We start from the raw sequence: 16,016 nt of genomic DNA, 5'->3' as shown, positions 1-16,016 counted from the left end.
TTACAGCACCTCCGGAGCCAGCGAGATGATTTTCATGAAGTTCTTGCCGCGCAGTTCACGAACAACGGGGCCAAAGATACGGGTACCTACGGGCTCGTTGTTGTTGTTCAAGATGACGGCGGCATTGCGATCGAAACGGATCGCGGTGCCGTCTTCGCGACGGACTTCCTTGGCGGTGCGTACGACGACGGCCTTACGGACGTCACCTTTCTTTACGCGGCCGCGCGGGATGGCTTCCTTCACCGAGACGACAATGATGTCGCCAACGGAGGCGTATTTACGCTTGGAACCACCCAGGACCTTGATGCACTGAACTCGGCGTGCGCCGGAGTTGTCAGCGACATCCAGATTGGTCTGCATCTGGATCATGTGGTTTCTCCCGACCTGTGGGGGCTGGTCTTGTTAAATCCCCCAGGGTTTCGACAAATGGAAAAGTCCTGGGGGCTTACGCCTCCAGAACCTCCCAACGTTTCGTCTTCGATTTCGGCGCGCATTCGATGATGCGGACTGTATCGCCGACCTTGAAGGCGTTCTTTTCATCGTGAGCCCGGTATTTCTTGGACTTACGGATGGTTTTCTTCAGAACCGGATGCGTAAAGCGGCGCTCGACGGATACGGTTACGGTCTGTTCGTTGGCGTCGCTGGTTACGGTGCCGGACAGGATACGCTTGGGCATCTGATTACTCCTCGGATGCCGCAGCAGCGGCCTTTTCGTTCAGAATGGTTTTGACGCGGGCAGCATTGCGGCGGGCCGCTTTGATGCCGGCGGTGCTTTCCAGCTGACCGGTTGCCTGTTGAAAGCGCAGGTTAAAGCTTTCTTTCTTCAGGTTGGCCAGTTCCTCACGGAGCTGGTCCGGGGTCTTGTCACGCAGTTCTTGGGCGTTCATCGCCTTTTTCCTTTGCTCAAAACACCAGAAGGCCCCGTACACGGGTCACCTTTGACCTGGTGGATGAATGATAGACATACGAATCGCCCGACAACGCCGGGAGATCGCAGGATGCCGCCGTATAAGGGTTCGGGGGGTGCGTGGCAAGGGAAAGATTCAGACAGAGCCCAGAACTACTGACACACAGACAGGAAAGGCGAACGGGCGGTCAAATCTTCGCTCATAACTTGCGCGATAAACAGGGTTAAAGTAACCGGAAATCACTAATGTACTACACAGGTGAATAAAATAATGAAGAAAATACTCTGGTCTATTTCACTGATATTTATTGTCGGCTCTGCGCAGGCTCAGGCTATTCCTAGCAAGAAAGTCTGCGACCGGGCCCACACAGACAACCGCTTGAATAGTGCATCTGTTGATCAATGTCTCTGCATGGCAACGGTTGCTCAGCAAAACTTGTCACCTGAACTCTATGTTCTATGGACGGAAGCAATGTACTCAGGCGAGTCCCGAGAAAACGAGATGCTTGCCCTAAAGCAATCTCAAAGGAAAACCGTGAACCAAATGAAAAAGACGGTGCGGTTATCCAAAAAGAAGTGCGGCCTAAATTAGCTTTTCGCCGATAGGTAAACTGGAAGTCATCGGTGTGTCACACTAATCTACACACCCCACCTCACGTGAGTGACCCAAACTCTGCATTGGGTCACTCGAACAAGACTATTCCCATTTGTAGTTAAAGCTGACACTGATCCGCTCATCCTCAGCCATGTTCATCGGCACCTCGTGACGCAGCCAGCTTTCCCACAACAGAACATCGCCCACCTGAGGCTTCATATAGATGAACGGCTGCAAATCACGTCGCCCGCCTTTGAGGCGCGTGGGTGCCGCCATCATGCGGCCTGAGCGGGGGTCTTCCAGTTTCAGCGCACTCGCTCCTTCGGGCATCGCCACATAGGTTGTGCCCGAGATCACGCTGTGCGGGTGCAGGTGGCTGGAGTGCATGCCGCCCTCGGGCAGGATGTTGATCCAGAGGTCTTCAAGCTTCAGTTCGCCCTCGCCCAGATCGAATTCCAGATCCTTGGCGAAGGCCGCCACGTGCTGGTCCAGCACTTTGACCAGATCGGCGAAGATCGGGAACCGCCAGGGCAGATCGGTCAGCGAGGCATAGCTGGTATAGCCCGGATAGCCGTTCTCCTCACACCAATCTTGCCCGGCCTCATCATCCTCAGCGATGATAAGGCAGGAGTTTTCCAATTCGCCCGCATCGATCTTGGGATCGAACTCGGACAAAGCTGCGCGATAAAGACGGGTAACGAAGAGTGATTCAATCTGTGCCATGGGCCGGGCATACCCTAGCCCTTTCTGCAAGACCAGACGCTTAGGTCTTGATGGGCCCTTTACCACAGCGCGGAATAGGGCGACCGCCATCTGCATAGGCAAGGCATAGCACGATCTCATCCGGTTTTGGTGCGTCCGGGATGTTCAACGTCATCGTGTCGAAATGGTCAAACGACCAAGGATTGTCCTTGTGTCCAAGCGGCAGATCAATTGCGCAACCCGGCGCGCCCAGCTTGGCGTTTGACGGGATCACCGCCTCACCCCCACCGGCCGCCGCCCGCATGGGAGCGCCGAGCTTGGGGTGGATCACTGCCCCGCCCTGCTCAAGATCGCCGTTCATGCCAACGATCGCCGCTTTGCCGTAAGAGATCGGCGGTCCGTCCAGTTGCGAGATCGCTTCGGCTGCAAGTTCCGCACCTAAAGAGCCACCGATTTCGAACAGCTCTGAAAGGTCGTCGGCGAACCGCCCAGCCAACGGGTTCTGTACCACTGCCAACGCCGCGACCCGACTGATCGGATCGCAAGGCTGGCCCAACTGGTCGGTGGTTATGACTTCTTTGACGAATATCTTCTTGTGCAGCTGAATCATAAGACTCTCCCATTCCTGTCCAGCAGCCTAGGCGCGCCACGGGGGCAGGTCGACGGTTTTCACGACCCACAACATCACAGACCCTCCAGCCAAAGGAAAACCCCCGCCGGTTTCCCGACGGGGGTCGATCTTGTCACGAACGGGGTTGCCCCCAATCGCTTACCAGTCTTCGCGGATCACAACGCGGGTCTTGACCGGCAGCTTCATCGCGGCCAGGCGCAGGGCCTCGCGGGCGATGTCGTCATTGACGCCGTCGATCTCGAACATCACGCGACCAGGCTTGACCTTGCAAACCCAGCGGTCGACCGAACCCTTACCTTTACCCATACGAACTTCGATCGGCTTTGCAGTGACCGGAGTGTCGGGGAAGATGCGGATCCAGACACGACCCTGACGCTTCATGTGACGCGTCATGGCACGACGTGCAGCTTCGATCTGGCGTGCAGTTACACGCTCAGGCTCGATGGCTTTCAGGCCGTAGGTGCCAAAGTTCAGATCAGAGCCGCCTTTGGCGAGACCCTTGATCCGGCCTTTGTGCATCTTGCGGAATTTAGTACGCTTTGGTTGAAGCATATCTTTCCCTCCTTAGCGACGACCGCCACCAGCACCACGAGGTGCAGGGCCGTCCTGGAGTTCCTGTGCTTTACGGTCACGTGCCTGCGGATCGTGCTCCATGATCTCACCTTTGAAGATCCAGACCTTGATCCCGATGATCCCGTAGGGGGTCATCGCTTCGGCATGTGCGTAATCGATGTCGGCACGCAGGGTGTGCAGAGGCACGCGGCCTTCGCGGTACCACTCGGTCCGTGCGATTTCGGCGCCGCCCAGGCGACCAGCGACGTTCACCCGGATACCCAGGGCGCCCATACGCATGGCGTTCTGAACCGACCGCTTCATCGCGCGGCGGAACGAGACGCGGCGCTCCAGCTGCTGAGCGATGGACTCGGCAACCAGCTGCGCGTCAAGCTCGGGCTTGCGCACTTCGACGATGTTCAGGTGCAGTTCGCTGTCGGTCATACGAGCAAGCTTTTTGCGCAGAACTTCGATGTCTGCACCTTTCTTGCCGATGATGACACCGGGACGTGCAGTGTGGATCGTGACGCGGCACTTCTTGTGCGGACGTTCGATGATCACACGGGCAACACCGGCCTGCTTGCACTCTTTGTTGATGAACTCACGGATCTTGAGGTCTTCCAGCAGAAGATCACCGTAGTCCTTGGTGTCGGCGTACCAGCGGCTGTCCCAGGTGCGGTTGACCTGCAGGCGCATGCCGATCGGATTTACTTTATGACCCATTAGGCTTGCTCCTCAACTTGACGCACCTTGATGGTGATCTCCGAGAACGGCTTCATGATCTTGCCGAAACGGCCACGGGCACGCGGACGACCGCGCTTCATGACCAGGTTTTTGCCAACCCATGCTTCGGCGACGATCAGTTCGTCAACGTCCAGGTTGTGGTTGTTCTCGGCGTTGGCGATTGCGGACTGCAGGCACTTTTTGACGTCCTGCGCGACACGCTTGTTCGAGAAAGTCAGGTCGGTCAGAGCCTTCTCAACTTTCTTGCCGCGGATCATTTGCGCAACCAGGTTCAGTTTCTGCGGGCTGGTGCGAAGCATGCGGGTTTTCGCCATTGCTTCGTTTTCAGCCACGCGGCGGGGGTTCTTTTCCTTGCCCATGACTTACTTCCGCTTCGCTTTTTTGTCTGCGGCGTGGCCATAATAGGTCCGGGTCGGCGAGTATTCACCGAACTTCTGACCGATCATGTCTTCCGAGACGTTGACGGGAATATGCTTCTGGCCGTTGTACACACCAAAGGTCAGACCCACGAACTGGGGCAGAATGGTGGAACGACGCGACCAGATTTTGATGACTTCGTTGCGGCCCGACTCGCGCGCTGCTTCGGCTTTTTTCAGCACGTAAGCATCGACGAAAGGACCCTTCCAAACAGAGCGAGACATGGATTAACGTCCCTTCTTCTTGGCGTGCCGCGAGCGGATGATCAGCTTCTGGGACGCTTTGTTCTTGTTGCGGGTACGCTTACCCTTGGTGTCCTTACCCCACGGAGTAACCGGCGTACGGCCACCCGAGGTACGACCTTCACCACCACCGTGCGGGTGATCGATCGGGTTCATTGCAACACCACGAACCGACGGACGAACGCCCTTGTGGCGCATACGACCGGCTTTACCGAGGTTCTGGTTGCTGTTGTCGGGGTTGGACACGGCACCAACGGTGGCCATGCATTCCTGACGGACCATGCGCAGCTCGCCCGAGCTCAGACGGATCTGAGCGTAGCCGCCATCGCGACCAACGAACTGAGCGTATGTACCGGCCGCACGTGCGATCTGACCGCCTTTGCCAGGCTTCATCTCGATGTTGTGGACGATGGTACCAATGGGCATGCCCGAGAACGGCATTGCGTTGCCCGGCTTGATGTCGGCCTTGGCGGATGCCACGACTTTGTCACCAACAGCCAGACGCTGCGGAGCCAGGATATATGCCTGCTCGCCGTCTTCGTATTTTACCAGTGCGATGAATGCGGTCCGGTTCGGGTCATATTCGATCCGCTCGACGGTTGCCGCGACATCAAATTTGTTCCGTTTGAAGTCAACGATCCGGTAGAGACGCTTTGCGCCACCGCCGCGGCGGCGTGAAGTGATCCGTCCGGTGTTGTTCCGGCCGCCCGATTTGGTCAAACCCTCTGTGAGAGACTTGACCGGACGTCCTTTCCAAAGCTCCGAACGGTCGATCAGCACCAGCCCGCGCTGGCCCGGCGTCGTCGGCTTGTACGACTTGAGTGCCATGCTTTCTGTCTTCCGTTTAGCAAGTGCGGGGATTTCCCCGCTATGTGATAGGCCCCCGTAGGTGCCAAGGGTATAGGGCCCCGAAGGTCCCCGGTTACAAATATCAGAGGCCCCGGAACGAATCCGAGGCCGCAAGATTGGGAGCGTGTAACAGGGTTGGGGGTGGGTGTCTATAGGAAACTCAAGGCCCGCCCAAAGCCCGTTATTTCTGGATCAACTGCCCCAGCTTGCGCGTCACCATGTCCTTGGTCGGAAGTCGCTCGCGCACCTCTTCGATCTGCATCCCCAGACCCATAGGATTGCGCGGGCTCGCACCCCGAAACGCAGTGCGTTCCAGGATGTCGGCATAAGCCTTATGAATGACATCGCGATAATAGGGTTCCAAAAATTTCTTTTTGTAACGTAAATGCCAGGGCTTTACGCTGCCGATCAGATGCACGATCTGTCCCTCGATCGGCTCGGGCTTTTCATATTGCGACACATTCCAGGACGGGTCGAGAAACGCCACATTGCCGTCATATATCACATTCAGTGCATCCTGATCCATCGAATGCAGAATATCCTTCTTGTCGAGGGTCAGATCGATGATCTTCGACGTGATGCTATTGTCACGCCAGTAGGTCAGATCAATGACCAGCACCCCTGCGTTGAAATAGCCGTCATCCGACCCAAGCCCTAGACGCGACCGATGTTTGCCTCCTTCGCCACCCACGCGCACACTGACATCAGGCACCGCCGCCAGCGCCTTGCCGTCCAGACGCATGTTCCCGACCTCGGCCAGATCGCGCAGAACCAGCAGATCCGGGTCGAGGCATATGCAGCGATCCAGCTTCGGGAATAGATCGGCCACAAAGTAACGGGCATAGGTCATCTTGCTTTTCAGATATCCGGTCGACCGGAAGGGCGCGATCTTGTCGCGCGGGATCTCACAAAACGTGACCTGCCCGAACCTCTCATGCTGCCACGAGTCCCGCAGCCTCTGCTTGATATCGACGGTCAGATTCTGGCAGATCACATGGAAATTGAGCACCTCGCCAGCATTCTCAAGCGCTGAGCGACCGGTGACCGCAAGCCCGCACACAACATTCCTGTCACCTATCAGGACCACATCAACTGCCATCTGGAAACTGTCCTCAAAAAGTTCTGTGTGCTCAATAGCTGAGGAAACTATAGAGGCGTCGCGGCAGAATCCAACTTGTTTGGAAGGCGGAGGGGAGTAATGGGATCACCCCGAAACGAATCCGAGGCCGCAAGAGTGAGGCGTGAAACAGAGTTGGTGGTGGGTGTCTATAGGTAGCTCTCAGCCAATTGCCGATATCGTATTTCATGCTCGGTACATTTTGCTTCTACTGCTGCACGCTTGCCTGTCGCCATCCTCTCACCTTTGCCCAAAAGATTGGCTTCATATGGCAAGCTCTCAAATCTCTCGCCATTCTCCTCAATGTCTATACCCTGATAGTTGCGGCGGCGAAGAAGGCCGTACCGTCAGCGACTGCCTTACAGGCGTTGAAGTGCCATCCCACGGGCAGTCGTTGGCGCATCTCATAGACATTAAAGAAAAAACAAGCTTTCGCGGGGCCCTTTATCTCTCACCAAAGGCGGGTCCGATCAGAGACCGGTGGACACGTCGATGATGTCACCCTCTTCTAGGGTCACATATGCTTTTTTTGACGTCTTTCCGACGGCCCAACTGGTGGTGGAATCTTCCCCGCACTCACCCATAAAGCGCGTGGGCCTCGGCGAAGGACAGCAGGCGACGGCTCTTCTCATCCCACAGGTGCAACCGGGCGTTGGCGAGGCTCTCCCGGATGGTCATCTTGTTGCTGTTTGCCAGTTCATCATGATCGCGTAGCACCTCGGTCAGGCGATAGAACGGAATACGGCTGTACAGGTGGTGTACATGGTGGATGCCGATATTGGCGCTGAACCACTGCAACACCGAGGGCAGGATGTAGTGGGAACTTCCGTGCAGGGCCGCCTCGTGCAGTTGCCAGTCTTTATCGGGGTCCCAGTGCGTGTCCTCAAACTGATGCTGTACGTAGAACAGCCAGACACCGGCCGTTGCGGCAATCAGGGTTGAGGGCAGGAAGATCAGTAGCATCGGCATCAGTCCACCGAAATAGTAGATCGCCAGAAGTGCGACCAAAATGGCGACGTTGGTACCCATCGCACTGACCCAGAACCTGACACTCCCCGTCAGACCAAGCGGAAGGCGGTTCTGAAACAGAAACAGATAGCCGGGGCCAAGGACGAACAGTGTGATGGGGTTGCGGTAAACGCGATACCAGAACCGGTTCATGGGCGTTTTCGATTGATACTCGGCCACTGTCAAAGTGTGGATATCGCCCATGCCCCGCTTGTCCAGATTGCCCGAGCTGTTGTGATGCGTGGAATGTGTCCGGCGCCAGACGTCGTAGGGTGTCAGGGTCAGCACTCCGATTATCCGTCCGACCCAGTCGCTAACCGCACGGTTCTTGAAGAACGCTCCGTGCCCGCAATCATGCTGGATCGCAAACAGCCGCAGCAGGAAGGCGGCGTTCAGGACGGAAATCGCAAAGGCCAGCCAGTAGCTGAGCGAAAGCGACATCCAGGATAGCGTCCAAAGCGCAAAGAAGGGGACAATGCTGACACCCAGTTCAAAGGAGCTGCGCCACTGGTTGGGTTCGCGATACTTGGCAAGTGTCGTGACCCAATCCCGCGCCGAGGTCATGTTCGGGTTGCCCCGGATCGAGAGAGAGGGTTTGGTCATGCGCCTGCCGTGTTTTCTTACTTGTAGGGAACCGGATAGACACCCCGCCCGGGATAGCAAGTGAATTCCGGGAAAGTCGCCTGATTTGCGCTCAATTCTTGGTGTTGTTGCCAAAGAAAAACCCCCGCTTGCGCGGGGGTCTTTATCTTTTTCCAAAGACGGGTTCGATCAGAGACCGGTGGACACGTCGATGGTGTTACCCTCTTCCAGGGTCACATATGCTTTTTTGACGTCTTTCCGACGGCCCAGCTGGCCGCGGAACCGCTTGACCTTGCCTTTGGTCACGGTGGTGTTCACCGCTTTGACCTTCACACCAAACAGTGCCTCAACGGCCTCTTTGATCTGTGGCTTGTTGCTGTCGATCGCCACTTCAAAGACAACCGCGCCGTTTTCGGACGCCATGGTCGACTTTTCGGTGATGACCGGCTTGCGGATCACGTCGTAGTGTTCTGCCTTCGCGCTCATTTCAGACGAGCCTCCAGTGCTTCGACAGCCGCTTTGGTGAGCACCAGGGTGTCACGCTTGAGGATGTCATAGACGTTTGCGCCCATCGACGGCAGGATATCCAGACCTTCGATGTTCTTGGACGCTTTCAGGAACCCCTCGTTCACGGTCGCGCCGTCGATGACCAGAGCGCGTTTCCAGCCCAGGTTTGCAACCTGTTTGGCCAGAGCGGCGGTCTTGCCTTCGGCTTCGGCGTTCTCGATCACAACCAGTTCACCTGCCTTGGCTTTTGCCGACAGAGCGTGGCGCAGGCCAAGCTTGCGGAACTTCTTGGGCAGGTCGTGACCATGCGAACGAACCACGGGGCCTTTGTAGATACCACCACCACGGAAGATCGGCGCGTTACGGTCACCATGGCGTGCGCCACCGGTGCCCTTCTGGCGATAGATCTTCTTGGTCGAGTAGCTGGTTTCCGAGCGGGTCTTGACCTTGTGGGTGCCGGCTTGCGCGTTGTTACGCTGCCAACGGACCACACGGTGCAGGATGTCCGCGCGCGGCTCGAGGCCGAACAGGTCTGCATCCAGCTCGATGTCGCCGGCTTTGCCGCCGTCCAGTTTGATTACATCAAGTTTCATGCTTCACCACCTTCCGCGGGCGCTTCTTCCGCCGGTGCTTCGGTTGCGGCACCTTTTACGGCTGCCGGGAACGGCAGACCTTCGGGTGCTTTCTTCTTCACGGCGTCCTTGACGGTAACCCAGCCCGATTTCGGTCCGGGAACGGCGCCTTTGATGAAGACCAGACCACGGTCGGCGTCGGTTTTGACAACCTCCAGGTTCTGGGTGGTAACACGGGCAGCACCCATGTGACCGGCCATCTTCTTGCCTTTGAACACCTTGCCCGGGTCCTGACACTGACCGGTCGAACCGTGCGAACGGTGGCTGATCGAAACACCGTGCGAGGCGCGCAGACCACCGAAGTTCCAGCGCTTCATCGCACCGGCAAAGCCTTTACCGATCGAGGTACCGGAAACGTCAACTTTCTGACCTTCCAGGAAGTGTTCTGCCGAAATCTCGGCGCCCACATCGATCAGGCCATCTTCGGAGACGCGGAACTCGGCCAGCTTACGCTTGGGCTCAACCTTGGCAGCGGCGTAGTGACCGCGCATGGCCTTCGAGGTGCGTTTTGCCTTGGCAGCACCGGCGCCCAGCTGAACGGCGGTGTAGCCGTCTTTGTCAGCGGTGCGCTGTGCAACAACCTGCAGGTTGTCCAGGTGAAGAACGGTCACAGGAATCTGCTTGCCGTCTTCCATGAACAGGCGGGTCATGCCAACTTTTTTTGCGATAATACCAGAGCGCATGATCTATACCCTCCGATCTTACGACTGCAGCTTGATCTCGACGTCCACACCAGCAGCGAGGTCGAGCTTCATCAGCGCGTCAACGGTTTGGGGGGTCGGATCAACGATGTCCAAGAGACGCTTGTGCGTACGAATCTCGAACTGGTCGCGGGATTTCTTGTCAACGTGAGGGCCACGGAGAACCGTGAACTTCTCAATCTTGTTCGGCAGCGGGATCGGGCCGCGCACGTTCGCGCCGGTCCGCTTGGCAGTGTTGACGATCTCTTGCGTGCTGGCATCCAGAACGCGATAGTCAAATGCCTTCAGCCGAATACGGATATTTTGGCTTTGCATAGATACAGCCTTTTATCAGGCGTTGAGGTTGAGAGGAGGACAGACGCGCATCGCCAACCCTCATCGAACCCAAAAGGCGGGAATCACCCCGCCTTGATGTTCTTGTTGAGAACTCGCGCGTATTAGTGGGGTTGGTGGGGTTTGGCAAGGGGGAAATCGGGTTGGCACTAACGCTTCCCGTACCTAGTGTTGCAATCAAAAGCCGCACTCAGGCAAAACTTCCGTCTCAAGGTTACCAATGAGCAGCAAGCGCATAAAGAACCATCATTTCTTGCCTCAGGTGTTGCAAAGGCAGTTTTTAAACGATCATGGGCAAATTTGGTACGCTGAAAAGGGTTCTGATGGTTTCTTCCTGCCACCAGAAAGCCGAAATACAAGGTCGGCTTTTAAGATCAAAGACTACTACACAGTATTGGACGACGGCGCTCCGTCCGACATCGTAGAAAAACAATTCTATGGGCCGATCGACAACTATTTGGGGCATCTGCTAACCGACGTAAATGCTGCCTTCGACAAGGGTGGCGCTCCGACATTCTCAGGGGAGGCTCTACATAACATTCGGTTGTTTCTGTTCGAAACAATCAAAAGGTCACCAGATTTCATAAACGACTACGATGACACATTAGCAGGTCGTGATTTCGTAGAGAAAATGCTTCGAGACCCCAGGGGTGATCTAGACCAAACTGAGCAAGCTCGGCTCGAAGAATTGCTTCAGGATCATGTAGAACTCAAAAGATACGGTAGAGATATCAGAGTTCAAGGAATGATCAGGCGCTCTACAAAGGTGGAGGCAGCGCTGGAAGATTTTAGTGTCCGCTGGGCGATAAGCCCAACTCATAACTCTTTCATTCTGTCCAGCATGATTGCGTACCGTATTGGAAACGGTGGTGCGAACGGATTGGTAAATCCAAATATGGAAATTTGGATGCCAATACATCCGAAGCGAGCATTGGTCCTACTCAGAGACCCTAAGAATGAAATTCCATTGGTTACCAACGAACGCCGAGACCATATCAGAGAGATCAATCAGTTCGCTGCTGCTAACTCTCAAAGCATCGCCTCACACTCAAGAAAGCTAATTGAGTCTTTAACTGGTAAATCAGTTGCTGATTAGATTGAAGAAGGCCGCCCCTTTGTGGGACGGCCTTCTTTAGTCTCACCGATGTGCCGGTCTGAAGCCCGGCCTACCGTGATTACTCAATAATTTTGGAAACGACACCAGCGCCGACGGTACGACCACCTTCGCGGATGGCGAAGCGCAGGCCGTCTTCCATCGCGATCGGTGCGATCAGCTCGACGGTGAAGCCGACGTTGTCGCCGGGCATAACCATCTCGGTGCCAGCCGCCAGGGTCACGGTGCCGGTCACGTCAGTTGTACGGAAGTAGAACTGCGGACGGTAGTTCGCGAAGAACGGAGTATGACGACCGCCTTCTTCCTTGGTCAGGATGTAGGCTTCGGCTTCGAACTTGGTGTGCGGTGTAACCGAACCCGGCTTACACAGAACCTGGCCACGCTCAACGCCGTCACGGTCGATACCGCGCAGCAGGGCGCCGATGTTGTCGCCCGCTTCACCGCGATCCAGCAGCTTGCGGAACATTTCAACACCGGTACAGGTGGTTTTCTGAGTGTCGCGGATGCCGACGATTTCGATCTCGTCGCCAACGTTGATCACGCCACGCTCAACACGACCGGTCACAACGGTACCACGGCCCGAGATCGAGAACACGTCTTCAACCGGCATCAGGAACGGCTTGTCAACTTCACGCTCAGGGGTGTCGATGTAGTCATCAACAGCCGCCATCAGTTCCTTGATCTTCTCTTCACCGATTTCAGCGTTGTTGCCTTCCATCGCGGCCAGAGCCGAACCTGCGATAATCGGAACATCATCACCGGGGTAGTCGTAGCTGGACAGCAGTTCGCGAACTTCCATCTCAACCAGTTCCAGCAGCTCTTCGTCGTCAACCTGGTCAACTTTGTTCATGAACACGACCATCTTCGGGATGCCAACCTGGCGGCCCAGCAGGATGTGCTCGCGGGTCTGCGGCATCGGGCCGTCAGCAGCGTTCACAACCAGGATCGCGCCGTCCATCTGGGCAGCACCGGTGATCATGTTCTTGACGTAGTCAGCGTGGCCGGGGCAGTCGACGTGTGCGTAGTGGCGGTTGTCGGTCTCGTACTCCACGTGGGCGGTCGAGATGGTGATGCCACGAGCCTTTTCTTCCGGCGCGCCGTCAATCTGGTCATACGCTTTGAAGTCACCGAAATACTTGGTGATTGCTGCGGTCAGCGTGGTCTTGCCGTGGTCAACGTGGCCAATCGTGCCGATGTTGACGTGCGGTTTTGTACGCTCAAACTTTTCCTTTGCCATGATGGCCTCCTTTTTCGGTAATGAAGGGAGCCCCGGACCGGAGCTCCCTCAAATCTTCGCTTATGCGTATTTCGCCTGGATCTCGTCCGAGATGTTCTGCGGAACCGGATCGTAGTGGTCGAACTGCATGGTGAACTGGGCACGGCCCGACGACATCGAACGCAGGGTGTTGATGTAGCCGAACATGTTCGCCAGCGGAACGAACGCATCGATCGCGATTGCGTTGCCGCGCGGTTCCTGACCAGACACCTGGCCACGACGCGAGGTCAGGTCACCGATGATACCGCCGGTATATTCTTCCGGGGTGATCACTTCGACCTTCATGATCGGTTCCAGCAGTTTCGCGCCAGCTTTGCGCATGCCTTCACGCATACACATACGGGCCGCGATTTCGAACGCCAGAACGCTCGAGTCAACGTCGTGGAACTTACCGTCCAGCAGGGCAACCTTGAAGTCGATCACAGGGAAGCCAGCCAGCGGGCCGCTGTCCATAACCGAGTTGATGCCTTTTTCGACACCCGGGATGTATTCCTTCGGAACGGCACCACCAACGATGCGGCTTTCGAACGAGTAACCTTCGCCCGGCTCTGTGGGCTGGATTTCCAGCTTAACTTCGCCGAACTGACCCGAACCACCCGACTGTTTCTTGTGGGTGTAGGTGTGCTCAACCGGCATCGAGATGGTTTCACGATAGGCCACTTGCGGTGCACCAATGTTCGCTTCAACCTTGAACTCGCGCTTCAGACGGTCAACCAGGATGTCCAAGTGAAGTTCGCCCATGCCTTTCATGATGGTCTGACCGGATTCCAGGTCAGTTTCCACACGGAAGGACGGGTCTTCGGCGGCCAGACGGGCCAGACCCTGGGACATCTTCTCTTGGTCGCCCTTGGTTTTGGGCTCGACCGCGATCTCGATCACCGGATCGGGGAAGGTCATGGTTTCAAGAACCACCGGATCCTTCGCGTCACACAGGGTGTCACCGGTGGTGGTGTCTTTCAGACCCGCCAGCGCGATGATGTCGCCTGCAAACGCTTCTTCGATCTCTTCCCGGTTGTTCGAGTGCATCATCATCATACGACCGATGCGCTCTTTCTTACCTTTGGTCGAGTTCAAGATCGAGTCACCCTTGTTCATGGTGCCCGAGTAGATCCGGGTGAAGGTCAGCGAACCAACGAAGGGGTCGTTCATGATTTTGAACGCCAGGCCCGAGAAGGCCATGTCGTCGTCTGCACGACGGGCGATGTCACGAACTTCTTCTTCGTCGCCGGGTTTGAAGCCCATGTAATCGACAACGTCCAGCGGGCTGGGCAGATAGTCGATCACAGCGTTGAGCAGCGGCTGAACGCCTTTGTTCTTGAACGCCGAACCACCCAGAACCGGAACAAACGCGATGTCCAGCGTACCTTTGCGCAGCAGGGCGCGCAGGGTCTCAACGTCGGGCTCATTGCCTTCCAGGTATTCCATCATCGCGTCGTCGTCCATTTCGACGGCCGCTTCGATCATCTTGCCGCGCCATTCGTCAGCCATGTCTTTCAGGCTGTCGCGGATCGGAGCTTTGATCCAGCTTGCGCCCAGATCTTCGCCTTGCCACAGCCACTCTTCCATGGTGACCAGGTCGATCAGACCTTCCAGCTCGGACTCGGCGCCGATCGGAATGCCAACCGGAACAGCGCGTGCGCCGGTGCGGTCTTCGATCATGCGAACGCAGTTGAAGAAGTCTGCGCCGATCTTGTCCATCTTGTTGACGAAAACCATACGCGGAACCTTGTAGCGGTCAGCCTGACGCCACACGGTTTCGGTCTGGGGCTCAACACCGGCGTTTGCGTCCAGAACGCAGACGGCACCGTCGAGAACCGCCAGCGAGCGTTCGACTTCGATGGTGAAGTCAACGTGGCCGGGGGTGTCGATGATGTTCAGGCGGTGCTTGGGGGTATCAGCGGTCTGGCCGTCCTCGGTGCGCTCCCAGAAGGTGGTGGTCGCAGCCGAAGTGATGGTGATGCCGCGTTCCTGCTCCTGCTCCATCCAGTCCATGGTGGCTGCACCATCGTGCACCTCACCGATGTTGTGGGATTTACCAGTGTAATACAGGATACGCTCCGAGCAGGTGGTCTTACCTGCGTCGATGTGCGCCATGATACCGAAGTTACGGTACAGTTCGAGCGGATATTCGCGTGCCATTGGTCTAAGCCTCTCGGATTACCAACGATAATGGCTGAAGGCTTTGTTCGCCTCGGCCATCTTGTGGGTGTCTTCGCGCTTCTTCACGGCGGTACCGCGGGACTGTACAGCGTCCAGCAGTTCGCCGGCGAGGCGTTCTTCCATGGTGTTTTCGTTGCGGCCACGCGCAGCAGTGATCAGCCAACGGATGGCCAGTGCTTCGCGGCGCTCGGGGCGCACTTCGACCGGAACCTGATAGGTTGCACCACCAACCCGGCGCGAGCGAACCTCGACCGACGGTTTGATGTTGTCGAGCGCTTCGTGGAACACTTCGACAGGAGCGCGCTTTACCTTGTTCTCAACGCGGTCAAAGGCGTTGTAAACGATGCGCTCGGCGACCGACTTCTTGCCGTCGATCATCAGGTTGTTCATGAATTTTGTCAGAACCTTATCGCCAAACTTGGCGTCAGGCAGGACTTCGCGTTTTTCGGCGGCGTGACGACGTGACATATCAGCCTCTCCTTCTTACTTGGGACGCTTCGCGCCGTATTTCGAACGACGTTGCTTACGATCTTTGACGCCCTGAGTATCCAGAACACCGCGCAGGATGTGGTAACGCACACCGGGAAGGTCTTTTACACGGCCGCCACGGATCAGAACAACCGAGTGTTCCTGCAGGTTGTGGCTTTCACCGGGGATGTACGAGATGACCTCGAACCCGTTGGTCAGGCGCACCTTGGCAACCTTACGCATCGCCGAGTTCGGCTTTTTCGGTGTGGTGGTGTACACGCGGGTGCAGACGCCGCGTTTCTGCGGGCACTGCTCCAGGTGCATGGACTTCGAGCGTTTTACTTTGGGCTGCCGCGGTTTGCGGATCAGCTGTTGAATAGTTGGCATTCCGGTTTCTTCCCCGTTTTGCAACACACATGACATGCACGCGGTTGCGTGCGGTTAAATTCGCTGCACTCATGCGTCCACAAGCGCAAAAC

The 16,016-nt window shown here is 56.7% G+C and carries 22 protein-coding genes and 1 pseudogene; 2 read left to right on the top strand and 21 right to left on the bottom strand.

Annotated elements, in window-relative coordinates; all coding sequences use genetic code 11:
• The 3 genes from rplN to rpmC form a co-directional block, all read right to left on the bottom strand.
• Positions 1 to 369, bottom strand: coding sequence for a 50S ribosomal protein L14 (gene rplN, locus ACR3EM_RS17135; RefSeq protein WP_008757934.1), 369 nt, complete (start codon positions 367 to 369; stop codon positions 1 to 3).
• Positions 370 to 445: 76 nt separating this feature from the next.
• A complete protein-coding gene (gene rpsQ, locus ACR3EM_RS17130; RefSeq protein WP_008757253.1) occupies positions 446 to 676 on the bottom strand; it encodes a 30S ribosomal protein S17 in 231 nt (76 codons plus the stop codon).
• Between the two features lie 4 nt (positions 677 to 680).
• The gene (gene rpmC, locus ACR3EM_RS17125; protein WP_037311745.1) at positions 681 to 887 is read right to left on the bottom strand and encodes a 50S ribosomal protein L29; all 207 of its coding nucleotides are present in this window, start codon (positions 885 to 887) and stop codon (positions 681 to 683) included.
• A 291-nt stretch (positions 888 to 1,178) separates the two neighbouring features.
• On the opposite strand from rpmC, the gene ACR3EM_RS17120 reads away from it, so the two are divergent.
• Positions 1,179 to 1,499, top strand: a complete 321-nt coding sequence (locus ACR3EM_RS17120; protein WP_480471833.1) for a hypothetical protein — start codon at positions 1,179 to 1,181, stop codon at positions 1,497 to 1,499.
• 105 nt (positions 1,500 to 1,604) lie between these two features.
• On the opposite strand, the gene ACR3EM_RS17115 is transcribed toward ACR3EM_RS17120, so the two are convergent.
• The 14 genes and pseudogenes from ACR3EM_RS17115 to rpsJ form a co-directional block, all read right to left on the bottom strand.
• A complete protein-coding gene (locus ACR3EM_RS17115) occupies positions 1,605 to 2,225 on the bottom strand; it encodes a 2OG-Fe(II) oxygenase family protein (RefSeq protein WP_480471832.1) in 621 nt (206 codons plus the stop codon).
• 40 nt (positions 2,226 to 2,265) lie between these two features.
• Positions 2,266 to 2,814 (bottom strand): amino acid synthesis family protein, encoded by a 549-nt coding sequence (locus tag ACR3EM_RS17110; RefSeq protein ID WP_480471831.1) that lies wholly within the window; start codon positions 2,812 to 2,814, stop codon positions 2,266 to 2,268.
• Between the two features lie 159 nt (positions 2,815 to 2,973).
• Positions 2,974 to 3,387 carry a 50S ribosomal protein L16 gene (rplP, locus tag ACR3EM_RS17105; protein ID WP_480471830.1) on the bottom strand — a complete coding sequence of 138 codons (414 nt, stop codon included), beginning with the start codon at positions 3,385 to 3,387 and terminating at the stop codon, positions 2,974 to 2,976.
• Between the two features lie 12 nt (positions 3,388 to 3,399).
• Positions 3,400 to 4,110: a 30S ribosomal protein S3 gene (gene rpsC / locus ACR3EM_RS17100; RefSeq protein WP_008758042.1), complete on the bottom strand. Its 711-nt coding sequence runs from the start codon at positions 4,108 to 4,110 to the stop codon at positions 3,400 to 3,402.
• Positions 4,110 to 4,490 carry a 50S ribosomal protein L22 gene (gene rplV, locus ACR3EM_RS17095; RefSeq protein WP_039538267.1) on the bottom strand — a complete coding sequence of 127 codons (381 nt, stop codon included), beginning with the start codon at positions 4,488 to 4,490 and terminating at the stop codon, positions 4,110 to 4,112. The genes rpsC and rplV overlap by 1 nt, the downstream gene beginning before the upstream one ends.
• 3 nt (positions 4,491 to 4,493) lie before the next feature.
• A complete protein-coding gene (rpsS, locus tag ACR3EM_RS17090) occupies positions 4,494 to 4,772 on the bottom strand; it encodes a 30S ribosomal protein S19 (RefSeq protein WP_005980699.1) in 279 nt (92 codons plus the stop codon).
• 3 nt (positions 4,773 to 4,775) lie between these two features.
• Positions 4,776 to 5,618 carry a 50S ribosomal protein L2 gene (rplB, locus tag ACR3EM_RS17085; RefSeq protein WP_008757664.1) on the bottom strand — a complete coding sequence of 281 codons (843 nt, stop codon included), beginning with the start codon at positions 5,616 to 5,618 and terminating at the stop codon, positions 4,776 to 4,778.
• Positions 5,619 to 5,820: 202 nt separating this feature from the next.
• Positions 5,821 to 6,738 carry a glycosyltransferase family 8 protein gene (locus ACR3EM_RS17080; protein WP_480471829.1) on the bottom strand — a complete coding sequence of 306 codons (918 nt, stop codon included), beginning with the start codon at positions 6,736 to 6,738 and terminating at the stop codon, positions 5,821 to 5,823.
• 488 nt (positions 6,739 to 7,226) lie between these two features.
• Positions 7,227 to 7,323: pseudogene (locus ACR3EM_RS17075) on the bottom strand (50S ribosomal protein L23); the annotation flags it as partial.
• Between the two features lie 9 nt (positions 7,324 to 7,332).
• On the bottom strand, positions 7,333 to 8,367 hold the full coding sequence (locus tag ACR3EM_RS17070; protein WP_480471828.1) for a fatty acid desaturase: 1,035 nt from the start codon (positions 8,365 to 8,367) through the stop codon (positions 7,333 to 7,335).
• A 168-nt stretch (positions 8,368 to 8,535) separates the two neighbouring features.
• A complete protein-coding gene (locus ACR3EM_RS17065; RefSeq protein WP_010437040.1) occupies positions 8,536 to 8,832 on the bottom strand; it encodes a 50S ribosomal protein L23 in 297 nt (98 codons plus the stop codon).
• The gene (gene rplD / locus ACR3EM_RS17060; protein WP_480471827.1) at positions 8,829 to 9,446 is read right to left on the bottom strand and encodes a 50S ribosomal protein L4; all 618 of its coding nucleotides are present in this window, start codon (positions 9,444 to 9,446) and stop codon (positions 8,829 to 8,831) included. The genes ACR3EM_RS17065 and rplD overlap by 4 nt, the downstream gene beginning before the upstream one ends.
• Entirely contained in the window at positions 9,443 to 10,168 is a 726-nt protein-coding gene (rplC, locus tag ACR3EM_RS17055; RefSeq protein WP_298391073.1) for a 50S ribosomal protein L3, read from the bottom strand. Before rplC ends, rplD begins: the two co-directional genes overlap by 4 nt.
• Before the next feature lie 18 nt (positions 10,169 to 10,186).
• Positions 10,187 to 10,501, bottom strand: coding sequence for a 30S ribosomal protein S10 (gene rpsJ / locus ACR3EM_RS17050; RefSeq protein ID WP_008756422.1), 315 nt, complete (start codon positions 10,499 to 10,501; stop codon positions 10,187 to 10,189).
• Between the two features lie 238 nt (positions 10,502 to 10,739).
• On the opposite strand from rpsJ, the gene ACR3EM_RS17045 reads away from it, so the two are divergent.
• Entirely contained in the window at positions 10,740 to 11,615 is an 876-nt protein-coding gene (locus ACR3EM_RS17045; RefSeq protein WP_480471826.1) for a DUF4238 domain-containing protein, read from the top strand.
• Between the two features lie 79 nt (positions 11,616 to 11,694).
• Here ACR3EM_RS17045 and tuf read toward each other — a convergent pair whose 3' ends face one another.
• Genes tuf through rpsL form a run of 4 tightly spaced genes read right to left on the bottom strand, consistent with a single transcriptional unit; the run spans position 11,695 to position 15,924 of the window.
• Positions 11,695 to 12,870 (bottom strand): elongation factor Tu, encoded by a 1,176-nt coding sequence (gene tuf, locus ACR3EM_RS17040; protein ID WP_480470656.1) that lies wholly within the window; start codon positions 12,868 to 12,870, stop codon positions 11,695 to 11,697.
• A gap of 60 nt (positions 12,871 to 12,930) precedes the next feature.
• Complete coding sequence (fusA, locus tag ACR3EM_RS17035; protein WP_480471825.1) at positions 12,931 to 15,048, bottom strand: elongation factor G; 2,118 nt, start codon at positions 15,046 to 15,048, stop codon at positions 12,931 to 12,933.
• Between the two features lie 18 nt (positions 15,049 to 15,066).
• Entirely contained in the window at positions 15,067 to 15,537 is a 471-nt protein-coding gene (rpsG, locus tag ACR3EM_RS17030; protein WP_010441203.1) for a 30S ribosomal protein S7, read from the bottom strand.
• A 15-nt stretch (positions 15,538 to 15,552) separates the two neighbouring features.
• The gene (gene rpsL / locus ACR3EM_RS17025; protein WP_005621086.1) at positions 15,553 to 15,924 is read right to left on the bottom strand and encodes a 30S ribosomal protein S12; all 372 of its coding nucleotides are present in this window, start codon (positions 15,922 to 15,924) and stop codon (positions 15,553 to 15,555) included.
• Positions 15,925 to 16,016 lie beyond the last annotated feature (92 nt).

The sequence above is a fragment of the Ruegeria sp. AH3 genome (genome assembly GCF_056536265.1).
This window is presented reverse-complemented; position numbering and strand designations above follow the sequence as displayed.

Bases quoted from the DNA above. Each gene is read 5' to 3' on its own strand.
- ACR3EM_RS17070 (WP_480471828.1), bottom strand. From the start codon at position 8,367: ATGACCAAACCCTCTCTCTCGATCCGGGGCAACCCGAACATGACCTCG.
- rplD (WP_480471827.1), bottom strand. From the start codon at position 9,446: ATGAAACTTGATGTAATCAAACTGGACGGCGGCAAAGCCGGCGACATC.
- ACR3EM_RS17065 (WP_010437040.1), bottom strand. From the start codon at position 8,832: ATGAGCGCGAAGGCAGAACACTACGACGTGATCCGCAAGCCGGTCATC.
- rplB (WP_008757664.1), bottom strand. From the start codon at position 5,618: ATGGCACTCAAGTCGTACAAGCCGACGACGCCGGGCCAGCGCGGGCTG.
- rpsL (WP_005621086.1), bottom strand. From the start codon at position 15,924: ATGCCAACTATTCAACAGCTGATCCGCAAACCGCGGCAGCCCAAAGTA.
- rpsS (WP_005980699.1), bottom strand. From the start codon at position 4,772: ATGTCTCGCTCTGTTTGGAAGGGTCCTTTCGTCGATGCTTACGTGCTG.
- rplC (WP_298391073.1), bottom strand. From the start codon at position 10,168: ATGCGCTCTGGTATTATCGCAAAAAAAGTTGGCATGACCCGCCTGTTC.
- rpsQ (WP_008757253.1), bottom strand. From the start codon at position 676: ATGCCCAAGCGTATCCTGTCCGGCACCGTAACCAGCGACGCCAACGAA.
- rpsC (WP_008758042.1), bottom strand. From the start codon at position 4,110: ATGGGTCATAAAGTAAATCCGATCGGCATGCGCCTGCAGGTCAACCGC.
- rpsJ (WP_008756422.1), bottom strand. From the start codon at position 10,501: ATGCAAAGCCAAAATATCCGTATTCGGCTGAAGGCATTTGACTATCGC.
- rpmC (WP_037311745.1), bottom strand. From the start codon at position 887: ATGAACGCCCAAGAACTGCGTGACAAGACCCCGGACCAGCTCCGTGAG.
- ACR3EM_RS17120 (WP_480471833.1), top strand. From the start codon at position 1,179: ATGAAGAAAATACTCTGGTCTATTTCACTGATATTTATTGTCGGCTCT.
- rplN (WP_008757934.1), bottom strand. From the start codon at position 369: ATGATCCAGATGCAGACCAATCTGGATGTCGCTGACAACTCCGGCGCA.
- tuf (WP_480470656.1), bottom strand. From the start codon at position 12,870: ATGGCAAAGGAAAAGTTTGAGCGTACAAAACCGCACGTCAACATCGGC.
- ACR3EM_RS17045 (WP_480471826.1), top strand. From the start codon at position 10,740: ATGAGCAGCAAGCGCATAAAGAACCATCATTTCTTGCCTCAGGTGTTG.
- rplV (WP_039538267.1), bottom strand. From the start codon at position 4,490: ATGGGCAAGGAAAAGAACCCCCGCCGCGTGGCTGAAAACGAAGCAATG.
- rplP (WP_480471830.1), bottom strand. From the start codon at position 3,387: ATGCTTCAACCAAAGCGTACTAAATTCCGCAAGATGCACAAAGGCCGG.
- fusA (WP_480471825.1), bottom strand. From the start codon at position 15,048: ATGGCACGCGAATATCCGCTCGAACTGTACCGTAACTTCGGTATCATG.
- rpsG (WP_010441203.1), bottom strand. From the start codon at position 15,537: ATGTCACGTCGTCACGCCGCCGAAAAACGCGAAGTCCTGCCTGACGCC.
- ACR3EM_RS17115 (WP_480471832.1), bottom strand. From the start codon at position 2,225: ATGGCACAGATTGAATCACTCTTCGTTACCCGTCTTTATCGCGCAGCT.
- ACR3EM_RS17110 (WP_480471831.1), bottom strand. From the start codon at position 2,814: ATGATTCAGCTGCACAAGAAGATATTCGTCAAAGAAGTCATAACCACC.
- ACR3EM_RS17080 (WP_480471829.1), bottom strand. From the start codon at position 6,738: ATGGCAGTTGATGTGGTCCTGATAGGTGACAGGAATGTTGTGTGCGGG.